This is a genomic window from Methanoregula formicica SMSP, from assembly GCF_000327485.1.
Lineage (GTDB): Archaea > Halobacteriota > Methanomicrobia > Methanomicrobiales > Methanospirillaceae > Methanoregula > Methanoregula formicica.
In genome coordinates this window covers 393,145-411,735 of sequence record NC_019943.1, presented here as the reverse complement: position 1 = coordinate 411,735, position 18,591 = coordinate 393,145, and the positions used below count along the sequence as shown (strand labels likewise).

At 56.5% G+C, this 18,591-nt stretch carries 14 protein-coding genes; 8 read left to right on the top strand and 6 right to left on the bottom strand.

Translation table 11 applies throughout. The features are described from left to right. Nucleotides 1-25: 25 nt before the first annotated feature. A complete protein-coding gene (locus tag METFOR_RS02065; protein ID WP_015284449.1) occupies nucleotides 26-580 on the bottom strand; it encodes a GNAT family N-acetyltransferase in 555 nt (184 codons plus the stop codon). A 161-nt stretch (nucleotides 581-741) separates the two neighbouring features. On the opposite strand from METFOR_RS02065, the gene METFOR_RS14390 reads away from it, so the two are divergent. The 6 genes from METFOR_RS14390 (at nucleotide 742) to METFOR_RS02040 (ending at nucleotide 7,117) form a co-directional block, all read left to right on the top strand. After that, entirely contained in the window at nucleotides 742-1,539 is a 798-nt protein-coding gene (locus METFOR_RS14390; RefSeq protein ID WP_015284448.1) for a hypothetical protein, read from the top strand. Between the two features lie 31 nt (nucleotides 1,540-1,570). Further along, on the top strand, nucleotides 1,571-2,203 hold the full coding sequence (locus tag METFOR_RS02055) for a class I SAM-dependent methyltransferase (RefSeq protein ID WP_015284447.1): 633 nt from the start codon (nucleotides 1,571-1,573) through the stop codon (nucleotides 2,201-2,203). Between the two features lie 206 nt (nucleotides 2,204-2,409). After that, nucleotides 2,410-4,227 (top strand): transporter substrate-binding domain-containing protein, encoded by a 1,818-nt coding sequence (locus tag METFOR_RS14385; protein ID WP_015284446.1) that lies wholly within the window; start codon nucleotides 2,410-2,412, stop codon nucleotides 4,225-4,227. Continuing rightward, nucleotides 4,224-4,385: a hypothetical protein gene (locus METFOR_RS15475; protein WP_015284445.1), complete on the top strand. Its 162-nt coding sequence runs from the start codon at nucleotides 4,224-4,226 to the stop codon at nucleotides 4,383-4,385. Before METFOR_RS14385 ends, METFOR_RS15475 begins: the two co-directional genes overlap by 4 nt. A gap of 37 nt (nucleotides 4,386-4,422) precedes the next feature. Continuing rightward, a complete protein-coding gene (locus tag METFOR_RS14380) occupies nucleotides 4,423-6,549 on the top strand; it encodes a PAS domain-containing sensor histidine kinase (RefSeq protein WP_015284444.1) in 2,127 nt (708 codons plus the stop codon). 67 nt (nucleotides 6,550-6,616) lie between these two features. After that, a complete protein-coding gene (locus METFOR_RS02040; RefSeq protein ID WP_015284443.1) occupies nucleotides 6,617-7,117 on the top strand; it encodes a hypothetical protein in 501 nt (166 codons plus the stop codon). A 49-nt stretch (nucleotides 7,118-7,166) separates the two neighbouring features. On the opposite strand, the gene METFOR_RS14375 is transcribed toward METFOR_RS02040, so the two are convergent. Next, entirely contained in the window at nucleotides 7,167-9,548 is a 2,382-nt protein-coding gene (locus tag METFOR_RS14375) for a response regulator (protein WP_015284442.1), read from the bottom strand. Nucleotides 9,549-9,846: 298 nt separating this feature from the next. On the opposite strand from METFOR_RS14375, the gene METFOR_RS02030 reads away from it, so the two are divergent. Next, nucleotides 9,847-12,549, top strand: a complete 2,703-nt coding sequence (locus tag METFOR_RS02030) for a PAS domain S-box protein (RefSeq protein WP_324602942.1) — start codon at nucleotides 9,847-9,849, stop codon at nucleotides 12,547-12,549. A gap of 14 nt (nucleotides 12,550-12,563) precedes the next feature. Here the strand turns inward: METFOR_RS02030 and METFOR_RS02025 are convergent, their stop codons facing one another. From METFOR_RS02025 to METFOR_RS02010, 4 genes are read right to left on the bottom strand one after another with little or no spacing between them, the layout of a single operon-like run. Then, nucleotides 12,564-13,094, bottom strand: coding sequence for a transcription elongation factor Spt5 (locus tag METFOR_RS02025; protein WP_015284440.1), 531 nt, complete (start codon nucleotides 13,092-13,094; stop codon nucleotides 12,564-12,566). A gap of 12 nt (nucleotides 13,095-13,106) precedes the next feature. Beyond that, entirely contained in the window at nucleotides 13,107-13,316 is a 210-nt protein-coding gene (locus METFOR_RS02020; RefSeq protein WP_015284439.1) for a protein translocase SEC61 complex subunit gamma, read from the bottom strand. A gap of 6 nt (nucleotides 13,317-13,322) precedes the next feature. Continuing rightward, complete coding sequence (ftsZ, locus tag METFOR_RS02015; protein WP_015284438.1) at nucleotides 13,323-14,414, bottom strand: cell division protein FtsZ; 1,092 nt, start codon at nucleotides 14,412-14,414, stop codon at nucleotides 13,323-13,325. Then, nucleotides 14,411-15,742, bottom strand: coding sequence for a D-aminoacyl-tRNA deacylase (locus METFOR_RS02010; RefSeq protein WP_015284437.1), 1,332 nt, complete (start codon nucleotides 15,740-15,742; stop codon nucleotides 14,411-14,413). The genes ftsZ and METFOR_RS02010 overlap by 4 nt, the downstream gene beginning before the upstream one ends. 413 nt (nucleotides 15,743-16,155) lie before the next feature. Here METFOR_RS02010 and METFOR_RS14370 point away from each other — a divergent pair, with 413 nt between their 5' ends. Next, nucleotides 16,156-18,291 (top strand): DUF6345 domain-containing protein, encoded by a 2,136-nt coding sequence (locus METFOR_RS14370; protein WP_015284436.1) that lies wholly within the window; start codon nucleotides 16,156-16,158, stop codon nucleotides 18,289-18,291. The last annotated feature ends 300 nt before the right edge of the window (nucleotides 18,292-18,591 follow it).

The following is an 18,591-nucleotide window of genomic DNA, read 5'->3' as shown; positions in this document are numbered from 1 at the left end:
CAAAAGAGTGTAGGTAATTTCCGGATCAGGCTCTCCCGGCCGCGTACTCCCCCGCCAGCATCCCGTAATACCGGGTCGAGCGCCAGTGGTCGCGGAGCCAGACATGCTCGCGGAGGGTGCCTTCGTACACAAGGCCGCACTTCTCCATAAGCCGGGCCGAGGCACGGTTCAGCTCGTCGCACTTCCCATACACGCGGTGCATCCCGAGCGTCTCAAAACCAAACTTGAGAAACGCCCGGAGGATCTCCGAGCCGTACCCATTCCGGCAGAACGCCGGGAGGAGGACAATCCCGATCTCAGCAGTGCTCCGCTGTGCCGGATCGATCTCGATGAACGTGAGGCCGGCAAATTCCCGCGTTGTCCGGTCCCGTGCTGCGAGCACGTAGTCGAGCCGGCCTTCCGTTTTCTTCGCCCCTTCCATCGCGTGCTGCAGGAACGCTGCGATCTGTTCGTCCGTGTCAAGCCAGATGAGCACATATTTCCGGAAATCCGGGTCGCGGGCGATCGCCTGGATATTGGCGAGATCGGCAGCCGTGAGATCGTCAAGGATGAGCCGCGTTGTGGAAAGACAGAATCTCATGGCTTTTCCCTGCCGGTCATGTATACCATCCTGTTTGCCGGAACTGCTGAAACATCTTTTGAAAGGATTTTCCCGTTTTGGTTTCCCCCCCGGGATTTCCGGAAGAACATTAATAATCCGGATGCATAATGGTGCTATTACTAAAAAAGGAGGGATTGTTCATGAAACGCATTACCCTTTTCCTCATCATCTGCCTGTGCCTGTCTGCCATGGCGCTGCCTGCGGGCGCAGCAAATGAGGGCGCCGGAAAAAATGCCGGAGATGCCGGGCCGGGCCAGGGTGCAGCCATCGGAAGAATTGCCGGTGAGATCAACGATACGGTCATGCAGGTGCGCGAGACCCTGCAGGAGCAGATCCGGCTCCGGGACCAGACCGGCAACCAGTCCGGTGTGCCCGTGCTCAACCGGACCCAGGACCGGGAGCAGATTCACGTCATGGTAATAACCAATGGAACACCCGGCCGGAATACCGCACAGGTGCGGGAGAAGATCCGGAGTGACCGGAACGCCCTGAATGCAACGCTCCGCAACGCAACCCCGGTCCGTGCCGGGTGGTCCACGACAACCAACGAGGTCCGGCTTGCGGTCCACACGCTCCTTGCCATGGAGAACATCACGGGAGGGATCGGGTCGCAGGTATCCGCTGTTGCCCGCGAGTTCAACAACTCCGCCTCGCAGTCATGGCAGCTCGAGGAGCGGATCCGGAACCGGGACGCAGTGAGCCGGTTCTTCTTTGGCGGCGACCAGACTTCTGCAGCAGAACTTGCCAACCTGAGTGTTCAGAACCAGAACCGCATCCGCCAGATCGAGCAGCTCATGGCAAACGAGTCGCTCGATGAAGAGACCCGGGCCATGCTGCAGGAGCAGCTTGCCATCATGGAGCTGGAGAACACCCGTCTTGGCCAGGTCTCATCTGCTGAGCAGCAGAGCCGGGGGATCTTCGGCTGGCTGGGGAAATAATCCGTAACCATTCTTTTTTGGAGTTTTCTGCATGAAGTATCCCGACATCGACAAAATCTACCGTACCATGCCGCTGGAGAAGATCCCGTGGAACCTCGAGGCGCTGCCCGGGCCGATCACGCGCCTTCTCGAAGAGGATACGGTTGCCCCCTGCAGGACCATTGATCTCGGGTGCGGAGCGGGTAACTACACGATCTGCCTTTCAGCGATGGGCTTCGATATCATCGGGGTTGACAGTTCGAAAACGGCAATCGCCCTTGCCCGGAACCAGGCCATGCAGCGGGGTGCCATGTGCCGGTTCATCGTTGCCGATCTCCTCGGGGATGTCCACGAAGTGAAAGGAACCTTTGAGTTCGCCTTTGACTGGGAACTCCTGCACCATATTTACCCTGAAGACCGCGAGACCTACATCAAGAATGTCCACCGGTTGCTGAGGCCAGATGCGACATATTTCTCGGCCTGTTTTGCTGAAAGTGATCCACAGTTTGGCGGTACCGGGAAATACCGCGAAACGGGGATCGGGACAACACTCTACTTCTCGTCCGAGGACGAGATCCGCGATCTCGTTGCACCGTATTTTACCATCCGCGAACTGGCGACCCGCGAAGTTACCGGAAAATACGGCCCGCACAGCATGATCTGCCTGCTCGCAAAACGAAAATAATTTTTTGTATCCTAGGGTGCAGCCCGGGCACTTTCTGCCATGCATCTCCTAAAAAAGCTGAGCGCACAGGGTACCCCGGAACACCCGGAACCCTGTTCGTTCAGGGGGACGGATAAAGGCAAGGCTTCCCAAAAGAGTTTTAAAGATTGCAGGCTACCTCACAGCATTCATGGTGTGTGCAACAAGGCACTCCCGAGGGTAAACGTGTGCTGACCGGCCCCCGTGCAACAATACGGCCCCTGCCCTATTCCAGGACGGCCCGCGTGCTGAAACAGGCGCTTATCCTATCGGCAGTGATCCTGCTTTTCAGCCAGCTTATCATACCGTCAGCCTCTGCACGCGACGTCAGGATAGCCAATACAGATCTCAGGCCCACCCTGTTTACCGATGAGCAGGGAAAGCCATCGGGTTTTTTCGTTGATATCATCGAGGACATTGCCACACAGGAAGGCTGGAATGTCATCTGGGTTCCCGGAACGCTCTCAGAGAGCTGGGGGCGCCTGTCTTCGGGCGAGATTGATCTTCTGCCGGGAGTGACCAGCACGCCGGAGCGCCTGAAAACGTATGATTTCAACAATGAATCAGCACTTTCCATATGGTCGCAGGTATATGCCCGTCCCGGGTCCGGAATCAATACGATCCTTGACCTTGACGGCAAACAAATCACTTCGGTCAGGGGAGCGGCAAGCGGGATCGGCTTCCGGGATTATGCAGGAAAGTTCAATGTGAATGTGACCCTGCTGGAAAAAGATACACCGGCTGAGATATTTTCTGCAACAGTAAAAGGAGAGGTGGATGCCCTCGTTGTCTACAACACGGGAGCTCACGAAGATGCAAAAACATACGGCCTTGTCGCAACTCCCGTGATGTTCAATCCCACCCAGTTCGGTTTTGCCGTTCAAAAAGGAAAAAACCAGGATCTCCTTCCCGTCATCGACCGCTACCTTGCCAAAGGAAAAGCCGATCCCGCTTCCACGTACAACAATGCGATGCAGAAGTGGTTTGGCACGAAAGGGACCGGCGAGGTTATCCCGGCCCGGGTCTTGTGGGGCCTCGCAGCAGTCGCCGTCCTTGCCGGTCTCTTTGTGATCATGAGCGTTATCCTCAGGAGGGAGATCCGCAAAAAGACTGCCGAACTCTCGCAGCAGAACGAGAGCCTGCAGGCCGAGGTGAAAAACCGCACGCGGGCGGAGGAGGCGCTGGTGGCTAATAACCAGGAACTCAGTGCTGCCTACGAGCAGCTGACGGCAACCGAGGAAGAGCTTCAGGAGAACTACCAGGAGATCAATGCCGCATACGCCCAGCTTACCGCTGCCGAAGAGGAGCTCAGGGAGAAATACGAGGAACTGAACAGGAGCGAGCAGGCACTGATGCAGGCACGCCGGAAACTGACTTCCTTAAACGCCCTCACCTTCGAGGATCTCCGGAACGCAGTATTCTCCCTGGAGGGATATCTCTCGCTTGCCCGGCAGGATCCCGCGGGGGAGAAGGTGGGAACCTACCTTGGCAGGAGCGAGGGGATCCTCCACGCGGTCCGGCATGCCATGGAAGCTGCAAAGAAATACCAGGAACTGGGAATCAACCCGCCCCGGTGGCAGAACGTGAAGATCGTCTTGCTCAATGCCCTCTCCCATCTGGACTTTTCCGAAATCTCCCGGGTCACGGAGCTTGACGAACTGGAGATCTTTGCCGATCCGCTCCTCGAGGATGTCTTCTTCATCCTGATGGAGAACGTCCTCCACCATGGAAAAGGGGCAACGGAGGTCCGGATCGGGTACCGCGAGGAGGCCGCAAAACTCACCATCACCATCGAGGACAACGGTCCCGGCATCCCGGAGGCAGGCAAGGAGAAGATTTTCGGCCGGGACTACAAGGCGATGAAAGGCGGCAGCGGCCTCTTCCTTGCCCGCGAGATCCTCTCGATTACAGGGATCTCCATCCGGGAGACCGGTGTGCCGGGCAATGGGACCCGATTCGAGATTGTTGTTCCGGAGAGCCGGTACCGGAAGGGCGGCCAGTCATGACCGGGCTGGCGAGCGGCCGTCCCCTATACTCCCGCTGCCCGCAGGGAGACCGCTTGCAGGAAGTCTATAATTCCGGCGAACTGTTGCCATTCAATCACCAGCTTTTTGTGATCACCGTGACCAGAAACCAGGCAGAACTCTCAGCACTCCGTTGCTGATCCACCTATGGACCGTTCCCTTATCACAAGGATAAAAATGAGGCCGCGGCTCCTGGCACTCGGCATCCTTCTTCTGGCACTGGCCGTCCTTATCCTGAATGGCCTCGGATTCTCTGTCGGGAAACCCGGGATCCTCCCGCATCTCCTGTACATCCCCATCATCCTCATGGCGTACTTCTTCCCCCGCCGCGGCATCCTCTTCTCCTGTACCCTCTCGCTCACCTATTTCTCCCTGGTCCTCTGGTTCGAGCCGGGCGCACACTACGCGATCCTTCTTGCGGTCGGGCAGGTCATCCTCTTCGTCCTTGTCGCAGCTGTCGTCTCCCTGCTCACCCTGCGGCTCAACGAGAGCGAGGAGAAGTACCGCGGCGTTATCGAGCGCAGCTCCGATATCATCCTGCTGACGGATACAACCGGGAAGGCCACCTACGTCTCCCCATCCGTGAGCCGGTCCCTCGGGATCGGGGCGGCCGATGTCGTGGGAAAGGGACCTGCGGACTATGTCCATCCCGATGATATGGATGTGGTATGGCAGAAGATTGAGACCCTCAAAAAAGGAGCACCGTTCATGGATTTCACCGTCCGGATCCGGAAAAAGGACGGGGAGTACATCTTCATCAATTTCCATGGGACACGGTTCTTTGAGAATGGCGAATTTGCCGGCATGCAGATCACGGGCAGGGACATCACAGAACACCTCATTGTGGCCGACACGTACCGCCAGGCAAACCTTCGCCTGGCAACGATCATCGACCTCCTTCCGGATCCGACAATGGCAATCGATAAGACGGGATCGGTTGTTGCCTGGAACCGGGCCATGGAGGTGCTGAGCGGTCTTCCGGCATCTGCGGTTATGGGAAAGGGAGGGGATGTCTACACCAGCTGGGTCCGGGGGACCTCCGGTTTCGGCCTGATCCTGTTCGTCCTCCACCAGGATAAAGACGCGATAACAAGAACGTACCCGCATGCCTATTTCGAGGGCAACACGGTCCGGACCGAGACCGAAATCACCCGCACTGACGGCAAGTCATTCTCACTCTGGGTAAGCGCGACACCGATCTTCGGTGAGGAGGGGGAAGTGACCGGGGTAATCGAGTCGGTGCGGGATGTCACCCACCAGAAGAAGATTGCGCGGGCCCTCAAGGAGTCGCGCCGGTACCTTGATGCAATCATCAACACCATGCCCGACCCCCTCTTCATCAAGGACCACGATCACCGCTTTGTCACGGTCAATGACAGTTTCTGCGAGTTCACCGGCCATTCCCGGGAGAATCTGGTGGGGAAGACCGACCATGATGTTTTCCCTGAGGCGGAGGCTGCGGTCTTCGTGGAGAAAGACCGTGGCGTGTTCCGGACCCGGCAGGAGGACGAGAACGAGGAGCTCCTCACCGATTCGCAGGGTAAGTCCCATACGATCGTGACCAAGAAAGCCCTGTACGTCAATGCCTCCCAGGAAGAGTTTATTGTCGGGGTTATCCGGGATATCACGCAGAGGAAAAAGACCGAGCAGGCCCTCCAGCTGACCTTAAAAAAGCTCAACACCCTCTCGTCCATCACCCGCCACGACATCCTCAACCAGCTCATGGGCCTGCGGGCGTTCATCGAGCTGACAAAAGGGCAGGTAACGGACCCGGAGAAGGCCGAATTCCTGAAAAAAGCAGACGATGCGGCCGAAGCGATCCAGAGGCAGATCGAGTTCACCCGTAATTACGAGAACCTCGGGGTAAAAGAGCCAACGTGGCAGGATGTGGGGGAGGTGTTCCGGTCGGCCGTTGCCAATCTGCCGTTGTCAGGGATAGCGGTTGATGTCCAGGTCCGCGGGATCTCTGTCTATGCCGATCCCCTCATCATCAAGGTCTTCTATACCCTTGCGGAGAACTCGCTGCGCCATGGGGGACAGGTGACGGCAATAGGGCTCTCGGCATGCGAGGGGCCTTCCGGCCTGACCATCACCTACCGCGATAATGGCGTCGGCATTTCCGATGCCGACAAAAAGAACCTCTTCCAGAAGGGATTTGGAAAACATACCGGCCTTGGCCTCTTCCTCTCCCGCGAGATCCTCTCGATCACCGGGATCACTATCAGCGAGACCGGGACGCAGGGTTCCGGTGTCCGGTTCGAGATCCACGTACCGAAAGGCGCGTACCGCTTCTCTTCCCCGTAAGAGGCGGACTACACAATTCTGCCAATCCTTTAGTATTCCCGTTGCTATTATTGCCATAGGGATACCGGTGCCGGAAGAACAACAAAAAATCGTGAGGACCGTCTCCATCCTGACAAGACGGTTACGAGCGGGAAAGACCTACGAAGATTTCCGCAGGGCCTGGTTCCATACCACGGGTTTCGCGGTGAAAGGAAAGGATGCGGGCAGCGGGAGGGCACAGCTGCTGACATTTATCAACCTATTCGACCCGCGGGAGATCATCGTGCCGGGTTTTGCCACGACAACGCTGGAACAGCTGAAGGATGCACTGGACATTGACGTGAACGTCCGGGGTGAGAATCCGCTGGACGAGGTGATCGAGCCGGCAATCGGCAGGTCATTTACCCTCCGGGTGGCAGAAGACGATTTTTCCGCGGCCGGGGACATCCCGTACTCCCCTGCCAGCATCGATGGCAGAAAGACCGATATGGCTGAGGTTGCAGAAGATATCCGGACGCTGGCCACGATTTATACCGCAGCAGCAAAGAAGCGGGACGCGGCAAACGCAGCACGGAAGCAGGCGCGGTAATACCCGCAGACACAGGCCCAGGGTATGCGAGTGGTGAACAGGCCCGCAGTCATGCCCCCGGCCGCTGATCCGCCGGGTGCCCGTTCCCGCTGGTTGTTGTTGGTTCCGCGATCTTCTCCCGGTATTTTTTCTCGCTCTCGCGGAGTTCCCGGACCGCCTTTTTGTAATCGCTGATGTCCCGGCCTACCGACTGGTATTCCACCAGCCTGCCATTCTCGTCATAGATCGCTTGGTCAACCCAGCTCTGCCAGGTGACCGCTCCGCCCGGCAGGATGGTCTGGTGATCGATCCGCCCGACCGGATGCTCCGGTGTCAGCCCCTTGAAATGGCGTGCCAGGCGTTCGCGTTCCTCCGCGGGGATCTCCGGCAGGATCGCGCGGCCGATAATCTCCTCCCTTGACATCTTCAGGTACCGGCAATAGGCTTCGTTGACAAAGACAAATGTCCCGTCCGGGCGGAACCGGCAGATGAGCTCGGTCTGGCCCTCCACAACCGCCCGGTACCGCTCCTCGCTCTCCCGGATCCGCTGCCGGCTCTCATCCAGTTCCGTAAAACTTGCCCGGAGCTCCTCTTCGGCTGCAGCGAGCTGCTCGTACGCGGCATGCAGCATCTCGTTCTTTCTCTGGAGCTTGAGCTCCGCCATCTTGACATCGGTAATGTCCCGGCCCACCGACTGGTACTCCACGAGCATCCCCCTCGCGTCAAAAATCGCCCGGTCCACCCAGTGCTGCCAGCGGATGGTGCCGTCGGGAAGTACGGTCCGCTGGTCTACGGAGGCAACGGGATTATCCGGCATGAGAGCCCGGAACGTTTCCCGTACCTTATCGCGCTCATCGACAAAGACCTCCGGCCGGAAGATCCGGCCGGTGATCTCCTTTTGCGATGTGTGGAAGTACCGGCAGTACGCGTTGTTGGCAAAGACGATCGTCCCGTCGGGGCGGAACCGGCAGATGAGCTCGGTCTGGTCCTCGACAACCCCGCGGTACAGCTCATGGCTCCTCCGCAGGTCCCCCTCAAGGAGCCTGAGCTGCTCGTAGTTGTTCCGCAGCTCCTCCTCTGTTGCCGCAAGCTGTTCAAAGGAGGCGGCAAGCTCCTGGTGCTCGCGGGCCAGTTCCGCCTCCTTCAGCTTCTGGTCCGTCACATCCTCGAGGGTCTCGACCGCGCCGATGATCGCGCCGTTCCTGTCGCGTATAAGCCCGGCCGTGAAATGGAGCCACTTCCCCTCAAAGCCCATGTGGGAGAAGAAATCCGTGGCGGAATAGGCACCGTCGATCAGGCGGGACTTTTCCAGCCGGTCGAGATACCACTCCGGCATCTGGTCCTCTGCCTTGTCCACAAGAAGGTCGGCAATGCACGGGCGCTTTTCCTTATAGAACGCCCGCCAGTGCTGGTCTGTCCCGACAATCTCGTGCGCCGCTATCCCGCTGTACGCGGCGAGCGCCTGGTTCCAGTACAGGACGCGGTGGTTTTTGTCGATCACGAACTGCGGGATCGGGGATGCCTGGATGATGGCGTTGAGGATGATCTCACGCTCCTCAAGCTGGTGCTGGCTTTGTGCAAGGTCCAGGTAGCTGGTGCGGAGCTCCTCTTCCGTTGCTGTCAGCTGTTCAAACGCGCTCCGGAGTTCATCGTTTGTCTTTATCAGGTTCATCTCGGCGATCTTCTGCTCGGTGATGTCCCTGCCCACTGACTGGTACTCCACGAGGGCCCCAGTCTCCGAGAAGATGGCCCGGTCGATCCACTGGTGCCACCGCACGGACCCGTCCGGGAACAAGATGCGGTGCTCGATCGTCCCTTGGGGGTAATCCCGCATCAGCGAGGCAAGGTGCTTTCGGATAGCCCGGGCGTCCTCCGCGGGCATCAGGGGCGTGAACCGCCGGTTGATGACAGCATCCTCATCCACCCCGAAGGTCCGGCAGAAGGCGTTGTTCGCAAAGATGTATGTCCCATCCGGGCGGAACCGGCAGATGAACTCATTCTGGTCCTGCACAACATTCCGGTACCGCTCCTCGCTCTCGCGGAGTGCCCGGTCGGCATAGCGTTTCTCGACTGCAAGACGGATCTTGTGGCTCAGCTCGCGAAACTGGGACTGGACATCCCGCCCTTTCTGGACATAATAGTCGGCCCCGGCATCGAACGCCTGGATGACAACCTCCTCCCGGCCTTTCCCGGTAAAAAGAATGAACGGCAATTCGGCGTACTGCCTGCGGATCTGCTGCAGGAGCCCGATCCCGTCAAGCACGGGCATCTGGTAATCGGAGATGATACAGTCATATTCCTGGTTTTCCAGCAGGTCCATGACGGAGAGGGGATACTCCGTTGTCGCAACGGAGAACTGGCCGCTCAGCTCAAGGAAAGCCTTGCCAATCTCGAGCAGGGAAGGATCGTCGTCGATGTACAGAACGGAGATGGTATTACGTCGTAACGGCACGGTTACACCTGAGTATGAGAAAAACCTTCAGTTCATCGGGTGCCTGTCATGGTGCCATGACGACATGGATTCTTGTTTCGTCATCGTTCTGCAGGGTACTGAATTGCGAGCGGTAAAGCTGTAGCGGTCTCTTGTTTATGAAAAATTGTCGAAAAGGTATTTAAACTTTATGAGATTTGATTACCATAATAGGAGTATGCCATAGGCAATCCGTAGGTATTTCAAAGAAAAACTGCCACATGTATATCCTGCACACTTCCTTTTGCAGGTCCTTGACGGGTGATGCGGGGGGAGAGAACTGGACGAAGACTACTACCGGAGGATCATCGGCCTGTTGCGCGATACCCCTAATGGGCTTACCATCGAGGAGATCGCCCGGGCCGCACACCTGAGCCGGACTACCGCAACAAAGTACCTTAATTCCCTCTTTGTCTCGGGCCAGATCAATATGCGGAAGTCCGGCCCTGCCAAAGTGTACTCCCTCTCCGCACGACTGCCGGCCGACCAGGTCTTGAGCAAGTCTTCCGGTCCGGTCCTGATCCTCGATGACGCGTATACGGTCCGGGAGGCAAGCGAATCGTTCCTCCATACCTTCGGGATCAGGAGGGAGGACCTGACAGGACGGGATGTTGCCGGAACCGCCATCGGCCCCGGTTTCATCGGACGGATCCGCGATTCTGTAAAACAGGCGCTGGCAGGAAGCGAGTCGGTGGTGGATGCGTGGATCCCTATCGGGAAGGAGTGGCGGGCCTTCCGCATTCGGATCGTCCCCCTTGTCTTTGGCTGGGGGGCAAAAGGCGTTGCCGTGCGGCTGGAAGACCAGACCGGGGAGCTCATGGCACGCGAGGAAAATTCCTTCCTTGCCGATATGCTCAACGATTCCCCGGTGGCAATCACCGTTGCGGACTTTTCTGGCAACCTCCTTTACACGAACAAGATGACCCTCGAACTCCACGGCTATTCGTCCGCGGAATTCCTCAAAAAGACCCTCATGGATCTTGACACACCGGATTCCCGGGAGGGTATTGCCATGCGTATGAAATCCCTCATGGAAAGGGGAAAACTCTCATTCGAAGTGGAGCACGTCCACAAGGATGGTCACCTGATACCGCTGGAAGTCCACGCAAAGGTGGTGAAATGGGGTGACCGGGATGTTATTGTCAGCATCGCAACGGATATTACTGAACGGAAACGGGCTGAGACCGAAATCAGGGAGAGCGAGGATAAGTTCCGGACAATCTTCGAGCACAGCCCGTATCCTATTGCGATCAACAGCGCACCGGAACAGAAATTCCTGGCAGTCAACCCTGCTTTCCTGAAGGCCAGCGGGTACACGGAAGAAGAGCTGCTGGGGAAAAACCCGACCGAGGCGGGGTTCCTCTCCCTTGCGGATGCCACAAAGCTGGCAGCGCGTTCCCTGCTTTTGGGCAGGCTGGAAAATGTGCCCCTTGCCCTGAGGGCAAAGGAGGGGAGAATGATCCATGTCATCTTCTCTTCCATCCCGGTCACTATTGCCGGCCGGTCCGCCCATCTGACCGTTTCCGTGGAGGTGACCCGGTTAAAGTGGGTCGAGGAAGAACTACTCAAAAAGACGGAGGACTTAGACACCGCATACCGGGAACTGATGGCAATAGACCGGGAACTCCGGCGCAACAATGACCTGCTGCGCAGGAACGAGCAGGTGCTGCGCGAGAACGCGGAGACCTTCCGGGCCCTGGTCGAACAGTCCATGGAGGGGATCATCATTGTGGACTTCTCCGGCAATGTCCTGTTTGCCAACCGCCGGGCACTTGACATTGCAGAATGCCCGCCGGATCTCCGCATGACCAGGAGCTTCAACGTCTTCGATCTTGTAAGCAGGGACTTCCAGGAGAATGCGGTACGCGACTTCCAGCAGATCTCCCGCGGGATCGAAAGCTACGAAGTCTACTACAAGTTTCTCACCGTGGAACAGAACGAGAAATGGGCTGCCTGCATCGGGAAGAAGATCACGTTCCGGGGCACTCCGGCTGTCCTGATCTCGTTCCGGGATGTCACGGGGCGGAAACAGGCAGAAGAGGAATTGCGGGAATCGGAGCAGAAGTTCTCCACCCTGTTCGAGAACAATCCCGTCCCGCTCACGCTCGTCTCTGCGGAAGAAGGCCGGTTTGTGGACGTCAATGAAGCCTTCCTGAACGGTACCGGCTTCTCCAGGCAGGAGGTGATCGGCAGGACTGCGACGGAACTTAACCTGTTTTCCGATCCTGATGCCTATGCCGGCATGGTAGCCCGGCTAGGAGAGCAGAAGCAGGTCCAGGGACTGGAGATGCAGTGCCGGAAGAAGAACGGCGATCTTGCGACCTGTCGCTTCTCATCGCGGATCATCCTGACGGCCGGTCGACCCCATATCATCTCGACCATTGAGAACATCTCAGAACGCAGGGCTGCCGATATCGCGTTCCAGACCATGGTCTCGAGCATGCTCGGCACATCCGGCTTAGAAGCGCTGGACCGGATCACCGAAAACCTTGCCACCTGGCTCCGGGCAGACTGCGTCATGATTGGCAGGATTCTGCCGGACCGGGAACACGTCGAGGTTGTCTCCATGATCCGTGATGGGAAACGGATCGCGGGGTTCAGCTATGCCCTGGAAGGGACACCGTGCGAGGATGCAGGTGAGAAAGGATTCTGTCTCTACACTGACAATGTGGCACAGGCCTTCCCGCAAAGCAGGGACTTGCAGGAATTCGGGATCCGGGGGTATGCCGGGACACCGCTCCGGAATTCCGACGGGGAGGTTGTCGGCATCATCTGCATCATGACGCGGAAGCCCCTCGACCTTCCCCCTTCCGCCCGCCAGATCATTGACATTATCGCTGTCAAGGCTGCTGCCGGGATCGGGTCCGTCCCGCTCCCGCAGAATTTCAGGAAGGGTACCGGGGAGACGGCGGGTACGGTAAGGGAAGACACACCGCAGGAGGATGACTGCACCCGGGGGAAGGGGCAGCGGAATCCCGCTTGAAAAAAAAGGGCGGGTTAATGCTGGTCGGAGAACTTCTCGACCACGCGGACATTGTCGCCGCGGACCGTGATCGGGATCGGGACAACGCTCTCGTAGAGCTCGACCGTGATCTCTTCCTTGCCGGAGTCGACGCGCTTGACCACGGCTTTCTCTCCCTTGAAGGGCCCGGCGATCAGTTCAACGATGGTGCCTTCTTCGATACCCGATACAACCGGCTTCGGGATCAGGAAATGGCCTACCTCGGCAAGGTTGGTCTCGCCCTTGGTGACAACACGGGCGTGGGCGATCATCTCGACGAGCTGCTCGATCCGGTTCCGCTGCTCGGGCGTCTCCACGAGGACATAGCCCTGCAGTTCGTTCGGGACGATGATCGAAGTCACCTTGATGTCGGTCGCCTTCGTATCGATGGCCTTTAAGATATTGTCCGCAACCGTCCGTTCCTGCTTGGAGGTGGTCTTGATCGCAAAGATCCGGTTAACGAAGACCTCGGGGGCGGCCGGGGTAACCGGAGCATCGGTTGCGGTGGGGGTCTGGGGCTGGGTCATAGACATCGGGGATCAGAATCCCAGCATCAGCTTGTGTTCGAACACGATGAAGATGAGGAACCCGATCATACCGATCAAGAGGATGCCGGCTGCCGCAACGGTGGCGATCTTCGTGAACTCTTCCCGGGTGGGAGTGCGCGCGAGTTTGAGGACCCTGAGGTACTTGCGGAACAATTCCTCATGGATGACGTCCGTTTTGATTTCTGGCTTGGAAATTTCCATATTTAATCACTTGAGAAAATCGATCTCAAACTGTTTCTGTACTTTGGGGGTAAGCTTCTCACTACGACCATATATTTGTGGCGACCGTACGCCAGTCACGACCAGGAGGGTCCGCATCTTGTCCTCCATGGCCGGGTCGATCTGCGCACCCCAGATGATCCGGGCGTTCGGGTCAACGCGGTTGTAGACTTCCTGGACAACGCCTTCGGCCTCTTCCATGGTCATGTCCGGGCCGCCAACCACGTTGACGAGCGCAGCGGTTGCGCCACTGATGTCCACGTCGAGGAGCGGGGAACGGATCGCCTTCTTGACCGAGTCTGCCGCCTTGTCCTCGGAGTCGCTCTCGCCCATACCGATCATGGCAACACCGCCACGTTCCATGACTGTACGGACATCGGCAAAGTCAAGGTTGACAAGACCCGGCATCGTAATGAGTTCCGTGATGCCCTTGACCGCACGCATCAGGACTTCGTCGGCAACCTTGAACGCGGCATACAGGGGGAGTTTCGGGACCACTTCGAGCAGCTTGTCATTGGGCACGACAATAACGGTGTCGGCAACGTCCCGAAGGCGTTCGAGGCCGGCTTCTGCGTTCTCCATCCGGATCGAGCCCTCTGCGGCGAACGGCAGGGTGACGATCACGATGGTTAAGGCCCCTTCCTCCCGGGCAGCCTTGGCAACAACCGGCGCAACGCCGGTGCCGGTGCCGCCGCCAAGCCCGACCGTGATGAAGACCATGTCGCAGCCGGAGACGAGGGTACGGATCTCCTGCTCGTTCTCAAGGGCCGCCTCCTCGCCGATCTGCGGGATGGAACCGGCGCCAAGGCCGCGGGTCCGTTGCCGGCCGACAAGGATACGCTGGTCGGCACGGGTGCGGATCAGGTGCTGGGCATCCGTGTTGATGGCGATGAGCTTGGCGCCATGGATCCCCTCCTCCGTCATGCGGGAGATCGTGTTCGATCCGCCGCCTCCGCAGCCGATCACCGCAATCTCGGTCTTGAGCTCCGCAAGAATCTGGTCAAGGTCTTCGTTATTCTGCATAGGGGACACTGTCTCGTCCCTTGCCTTGGTGAGTGCCTCTTCAACAATGGACCTCATGAAATCTTCTCCAACCCCGGGATGTGGACTCGGATCTCACTGCGGGTGGACACCATGTCCGGTGTGATTGTCCTCCCATCAGCAACTACCGGCCGGCCCCCTGCCAGCTCTTTGTAGGAAGGCCCGGGCAGGACTCCCAGTTTGCGCGCCTTTTGGGGGTCGAACCGGACCTTCGTGATGATCAGGCAATCGTTCTCCGTTGCAGTGATCTCTTCTCTACGTATGATTTTTACGCACAATGTATTTAAAGCATGTATGATTTCCGAGGAATTCTCCGCAACGGTGATGAATTCGGGAAGCAGGCGGTTATCGTGCGTGGATAGGTGAACCACGGGCAGATCGTCAAGATTTTTTAACAGGTCCGGCTCGTTTGTTTTGGCGGTTTCGGCCAGCAAAACCGGATTTGCCCGTACGAGGACCGGTGTACCGGACCCGCTGAGGGCATGGATGAAGCAACGGGCACCGGGCGAGACAGCCCCGGCCATCTTCCGGATGGTACAGTATGTGTCCCAGGAGAGGTGCCCGAGTGAAGTGATCTCGCTCTCGGAGAGCCGCAGGACAGAGAGTGCGTCAAGCATCCCGGATACCCGGTTGAGATCCGCCTTGTCGAGTGCTTTCCGGTCGATATAGGCGGCAACAGCCCCGCTCTTGTCCATCATGGACCTTACCATCGCCTCGTCCAGCGTGGCAATCTCGCGGGTGTGGGCGATGTGACCGAACGCACCCCGCGAGGTCAGGGCGATCTCTGTCTGGCGGGCGGCATAGTGGGTCCCGCCAAACCCTACCAGAGGCACCGGGTCCTGCGGCACGGCGGAGAGCACGCTCTCTGCCACCGCCCGTCCCGCCTCCGGGTCGGTCCATTCCTTCTCCGTGCTCCCGATCTCGACAAAGAACGAAGGGTGGACAAGGTCCGTCGGCCCGTGGTGGGTCACTTCGTACGAGACCCGGTAGCCTTCCGGGCAGTGCCGGGCAAGTGCCCGGAGGGTTGCCTGCATCATGGCAGGCGCTGCCGGGGCAAGCGTCCGCGGGCTGCCTCCCAGTTCTGCATCCCGGTAGTTCCCGGTCACATGCACGGTCAGGACCGGGACCGGGTTCACGCTGGAGTGCCGGGAGAGGAAGATCACCAGATCACAATCGATCCGTGCATCGACTGCCGAGGTATGGATCAGGCGCTCTTCCACGTCGTAAAAATCGTATACGTGGCCGTTCTCCACTGCTGCTTTCTCATTTCCATCAAGTATGCGTTCGATGTGGTGCCGGATATTCAGCCCGGCCTTGTCCTGCCGGGAGTTGATGAGCGCTATCCGCATCGGCTGATCATTTGCCATGAAGGGGATTAAGGATAGCGGTCAAGGCGAATGTGGCTGGGGAAAAACAGGGGTCATTCACTGATGGGCTCATGGGCCGATATTCCGGCTCGCTGATTTCTTAATCATCTCCTTACTATGTGACGATACATCAAAGCAAGGAGACACTGTACCTAGATCTTTTAATCGTCGATACAATCCGTTTTAGATTAGGATTTCTATAGATAAGGAATATTTTTAATGATATAAATCAAGAATCCTCAAGGCAGCAGAATAAAATGTATTTATAAAACTGGCGAAAAGATCCGGCTCACTTGAGATTAGCAACGTGAAGAACCGGATCCTGCCCGGAGGCCAGCATTGGTTCGACCCGGTGCTGCAAATATCTTGCAGTCAGTTCTCCGTCACAAGAAAATCTGCTGGAGGATTCCAAAGTGGAAGAAGCCATAATCGGGAACCGGATCTGCCTGTGCCTGGTGTGCGTGATAATCATCGGCTTGCCGACAGCAAGTGCAGGAAACGAATCGGATATTGCAGTAATAGAAACAGGGCATGTGAACCAGACTGTCAGCATTTTACCGGATGCTGCTCACGACAGCAATGAGACCGGGTTTCTCAATATTACCTCCGGCAATGCTGGCGATAGTTCTGTGGCAGTGCAAACATCCCCGCAGGAGAATAATGCGACGGCCCCGACAATCATAACCTCTGGCGGTCCAGAAAATCGTTCGCTGATGGCACAGCGGCTTGCACTGAGAGCCGGTTATCCCCCTGCCAGAACGGATGAACCTGCCAGTGACATTCATCCAGGTAACAGCCTCATGAAGGCCGGCGTCAGCGCATCGGGAAGTCCTGACCCTGAATCCTATGTCTATGCAATGCAGTGGGGAACATCCGGCACGAGTACCGGGCAGTTTAATAATATCGAAGGGATGGCGGAGGATGGATCGGGCAATGTATATGTCGCGGATGGGAAAAACTCCCGTATCCAGAAGCTCAGGTCCGATGGCACATACCTCGCCCAATGGGGGACGAACGGTTCAGGCACCGGACAATTTTATATGATCAGTGGCATTGCTGTAGATCCATCGGGCAATATTTATGCCGTGGATATGGGAAACTCCCGTGTCCAGAAGTTCGGTCCCAATGGTACATTCCTCACCCATTGGGGAACGCAAGGTGCCGGAAACGGGCAGTTTTACTTCCCCCGGAGCATCGCAACAGATACGCCAGGTAATGTTTACGTAACGGAATCTTCTGCGAATGAACGAGTCCAGAAATTCAGTTCCGGTGGTTCGTACATATCCCAATGGGGAACGGAGGGTACAGGCAATGGACAGTTTAACTATCTGCATGGCGTTGCAACAGATACCTCTGGTAATGTTTATGTCGCGGACTCATCGAACCACCGTGTCCAGAAGTTTTCCTCTGACGGTAAATATATCGCCCAATGGGGGACGAGAGGTACAGGTAACGGCCAGTTCAACCGTCCCTACGGTATCGCAACGGATACATCAGGAAATGTATATGTCGTGGATACTTGGAATTCACGGGTCCAGAAGTTCAAATCCGACGGTACCTATGTGACCCAGTGGGGAACGTACGGCAATGGTATCGGGGAGTTTAATTTTCCCTATGCTATTGCTGTCGATACCCGGGGCTATGTATATGTCGGCGATGATAACGACCGGGTCCAGGTTTTCAAGCTGCCGGGTGTGCAACCGGAGCGGTTCACGTATTCGATGACGAATACTATCTCGAAATATGATCAACCACCTCATTTCATCCGTAGCGACGCTGAGATGCAAAATGTATCCTTGTGGATTAGCAAGGATGCAAGATGGAAACTCATTTTTTCAAAAAATGATACCGATGTAAACAGCGAAGATTTTGGAACACTTGGCGCTGGTCTGAATAATGCTACGTTACACTGGCATACTGGTCATGGAGGTTACGACCCGCAGCATCTTGATCAAAGTGGACTTGCGATAATTAACACCGTCAAACTTGAGGAATGCAAGGTTAATCAATCAAAGGATTGCACTATCGGAATTAACGGACATTCAATTTGTGAATACAAACGAACCACCTGTGCGATAAGTGATTATACCGATATTCTGACACCTCAGGAAATTGCAGGGAAGTGGAATAAAAACAATAAATGGGTTGTATTAAGTTCGTGTCAGGTTTTACAAGATGATCGTTGGAATGGCGCATTAGGTACTACTCACGGTATTTTTGGTTTCTCTACCGACTCTATTGCAGATCCTTCATTGTCTTACCAGTTTTTCAAATATGCAATGGAAGACCGTCTTCCACTAGCAAAAGCGTGGAGAAATGCAACCATTGATGTTTATAACGGGAAGGATGTACAAGGTCCTGTAATTATATCACCTGATGGTTCTAGTTTTACTGTCACCAGAATTCCTATAACCGCAACTGTACGTTTCGCTAATGAATCTCAGTATAATAATGATCACTTGCCTGGTTACGGAATTGTCGAACCGGATGTGAATCCAGACGATATTGTCGTAAAATCTTGGGATTGTGTAAAGAAAAATGGGGAGTGATGTTTATGAATTCGAATGTAAAAAAAGCTCTGTTGTTGATTTTGCTCATTGGAATAAGTGCCGTACTACTACTCATTGGTGTAAATTTTCGATTCGTCGAAAATGAACAAGTTAATTCTTCTCTGATCGATAAGGGAACTCCCCTTACAATTCCAGGAGGAAATGTTCAATCGGATGAACGTTCTTTTATCGGATCGATCATAATCAACACAACTGTTCCCACCAGCCCCTCAACTTTACCCATTTATCAACAGCATTACCGGGAGGGAGACAAATTTAGTAAACGATTTGGCGATAATT

What these genes read in the sequence shown, in the direction of transcription:
- METFOR_RS02065 (WP_015284449.1), bottom strand. Translation starts at nt 580, where the DNA reads ATGAGATTCTGTCTTTCCACAACGCGGCTCATCCTTGACGATCTCACG.
- METFOR_RS14390 (WP_015284448.1), top strand. Translation starts at nt 742, where the DNA reads ATGAAACGCATTACCCTTTTCCTCATCATCTGCCTGTGCCTGTCTGCC.
- METFOR_RS02055 (WP_015284447.1), top strand. Translation starts at nt 1,571, where the DNA reads ATGAAGTATCCCGACATCGACAAAATCTACCGTACCATGCCGCTGGAG.
- METFOR_RS15475 (WP_015284445.1), top strand. Translation starts at nt 4,224, where the DNA reads ATGACCGGGCTGGCGAGCGGCCGTCCCCTATACTCCCGCTGCCCGCAG.
- METFOR_RS14380 (WP_015284444.1), top strand. Translation starts at nt 4,423, where the DNA reads ATGAGGCCGCGGCTCCTGGCACTCGGCATCCTTCTTCTGGCACTGGCC.
- METFOR_RS02025 (WP_015284440.1), bottom strand. Translation starts at nt 13,094, where the DNA reads ATGACCCAGCCCCAGACCCCCACCGCAACCGATGCTCCGGTTACCCCG.
- METFOR_RS02020 (WP_015284439.1), bottom strand. Translation starts at nt 13,316, where the DNA reads ATGGAAATTTCCAAGCCAGAAATCAAAACGGACGTCATCCATGAGGAA.
- ftsZ (WP_015284438.1), bottom strand. Translation starts at nt 14,414, where the DNA reads ATGAGGTCCATTGTTGAAGAGGCACTCACCAAGGCAAGGGACGAGACA.
- METFOR_RS02010 (WP_015284437.1), bottom strand. Translation starts at nt 15,742, where the DNA reads ATGGCAAATGATCAGCCGATGCGGATAGCGCTCATCAACTCCCGGCAG.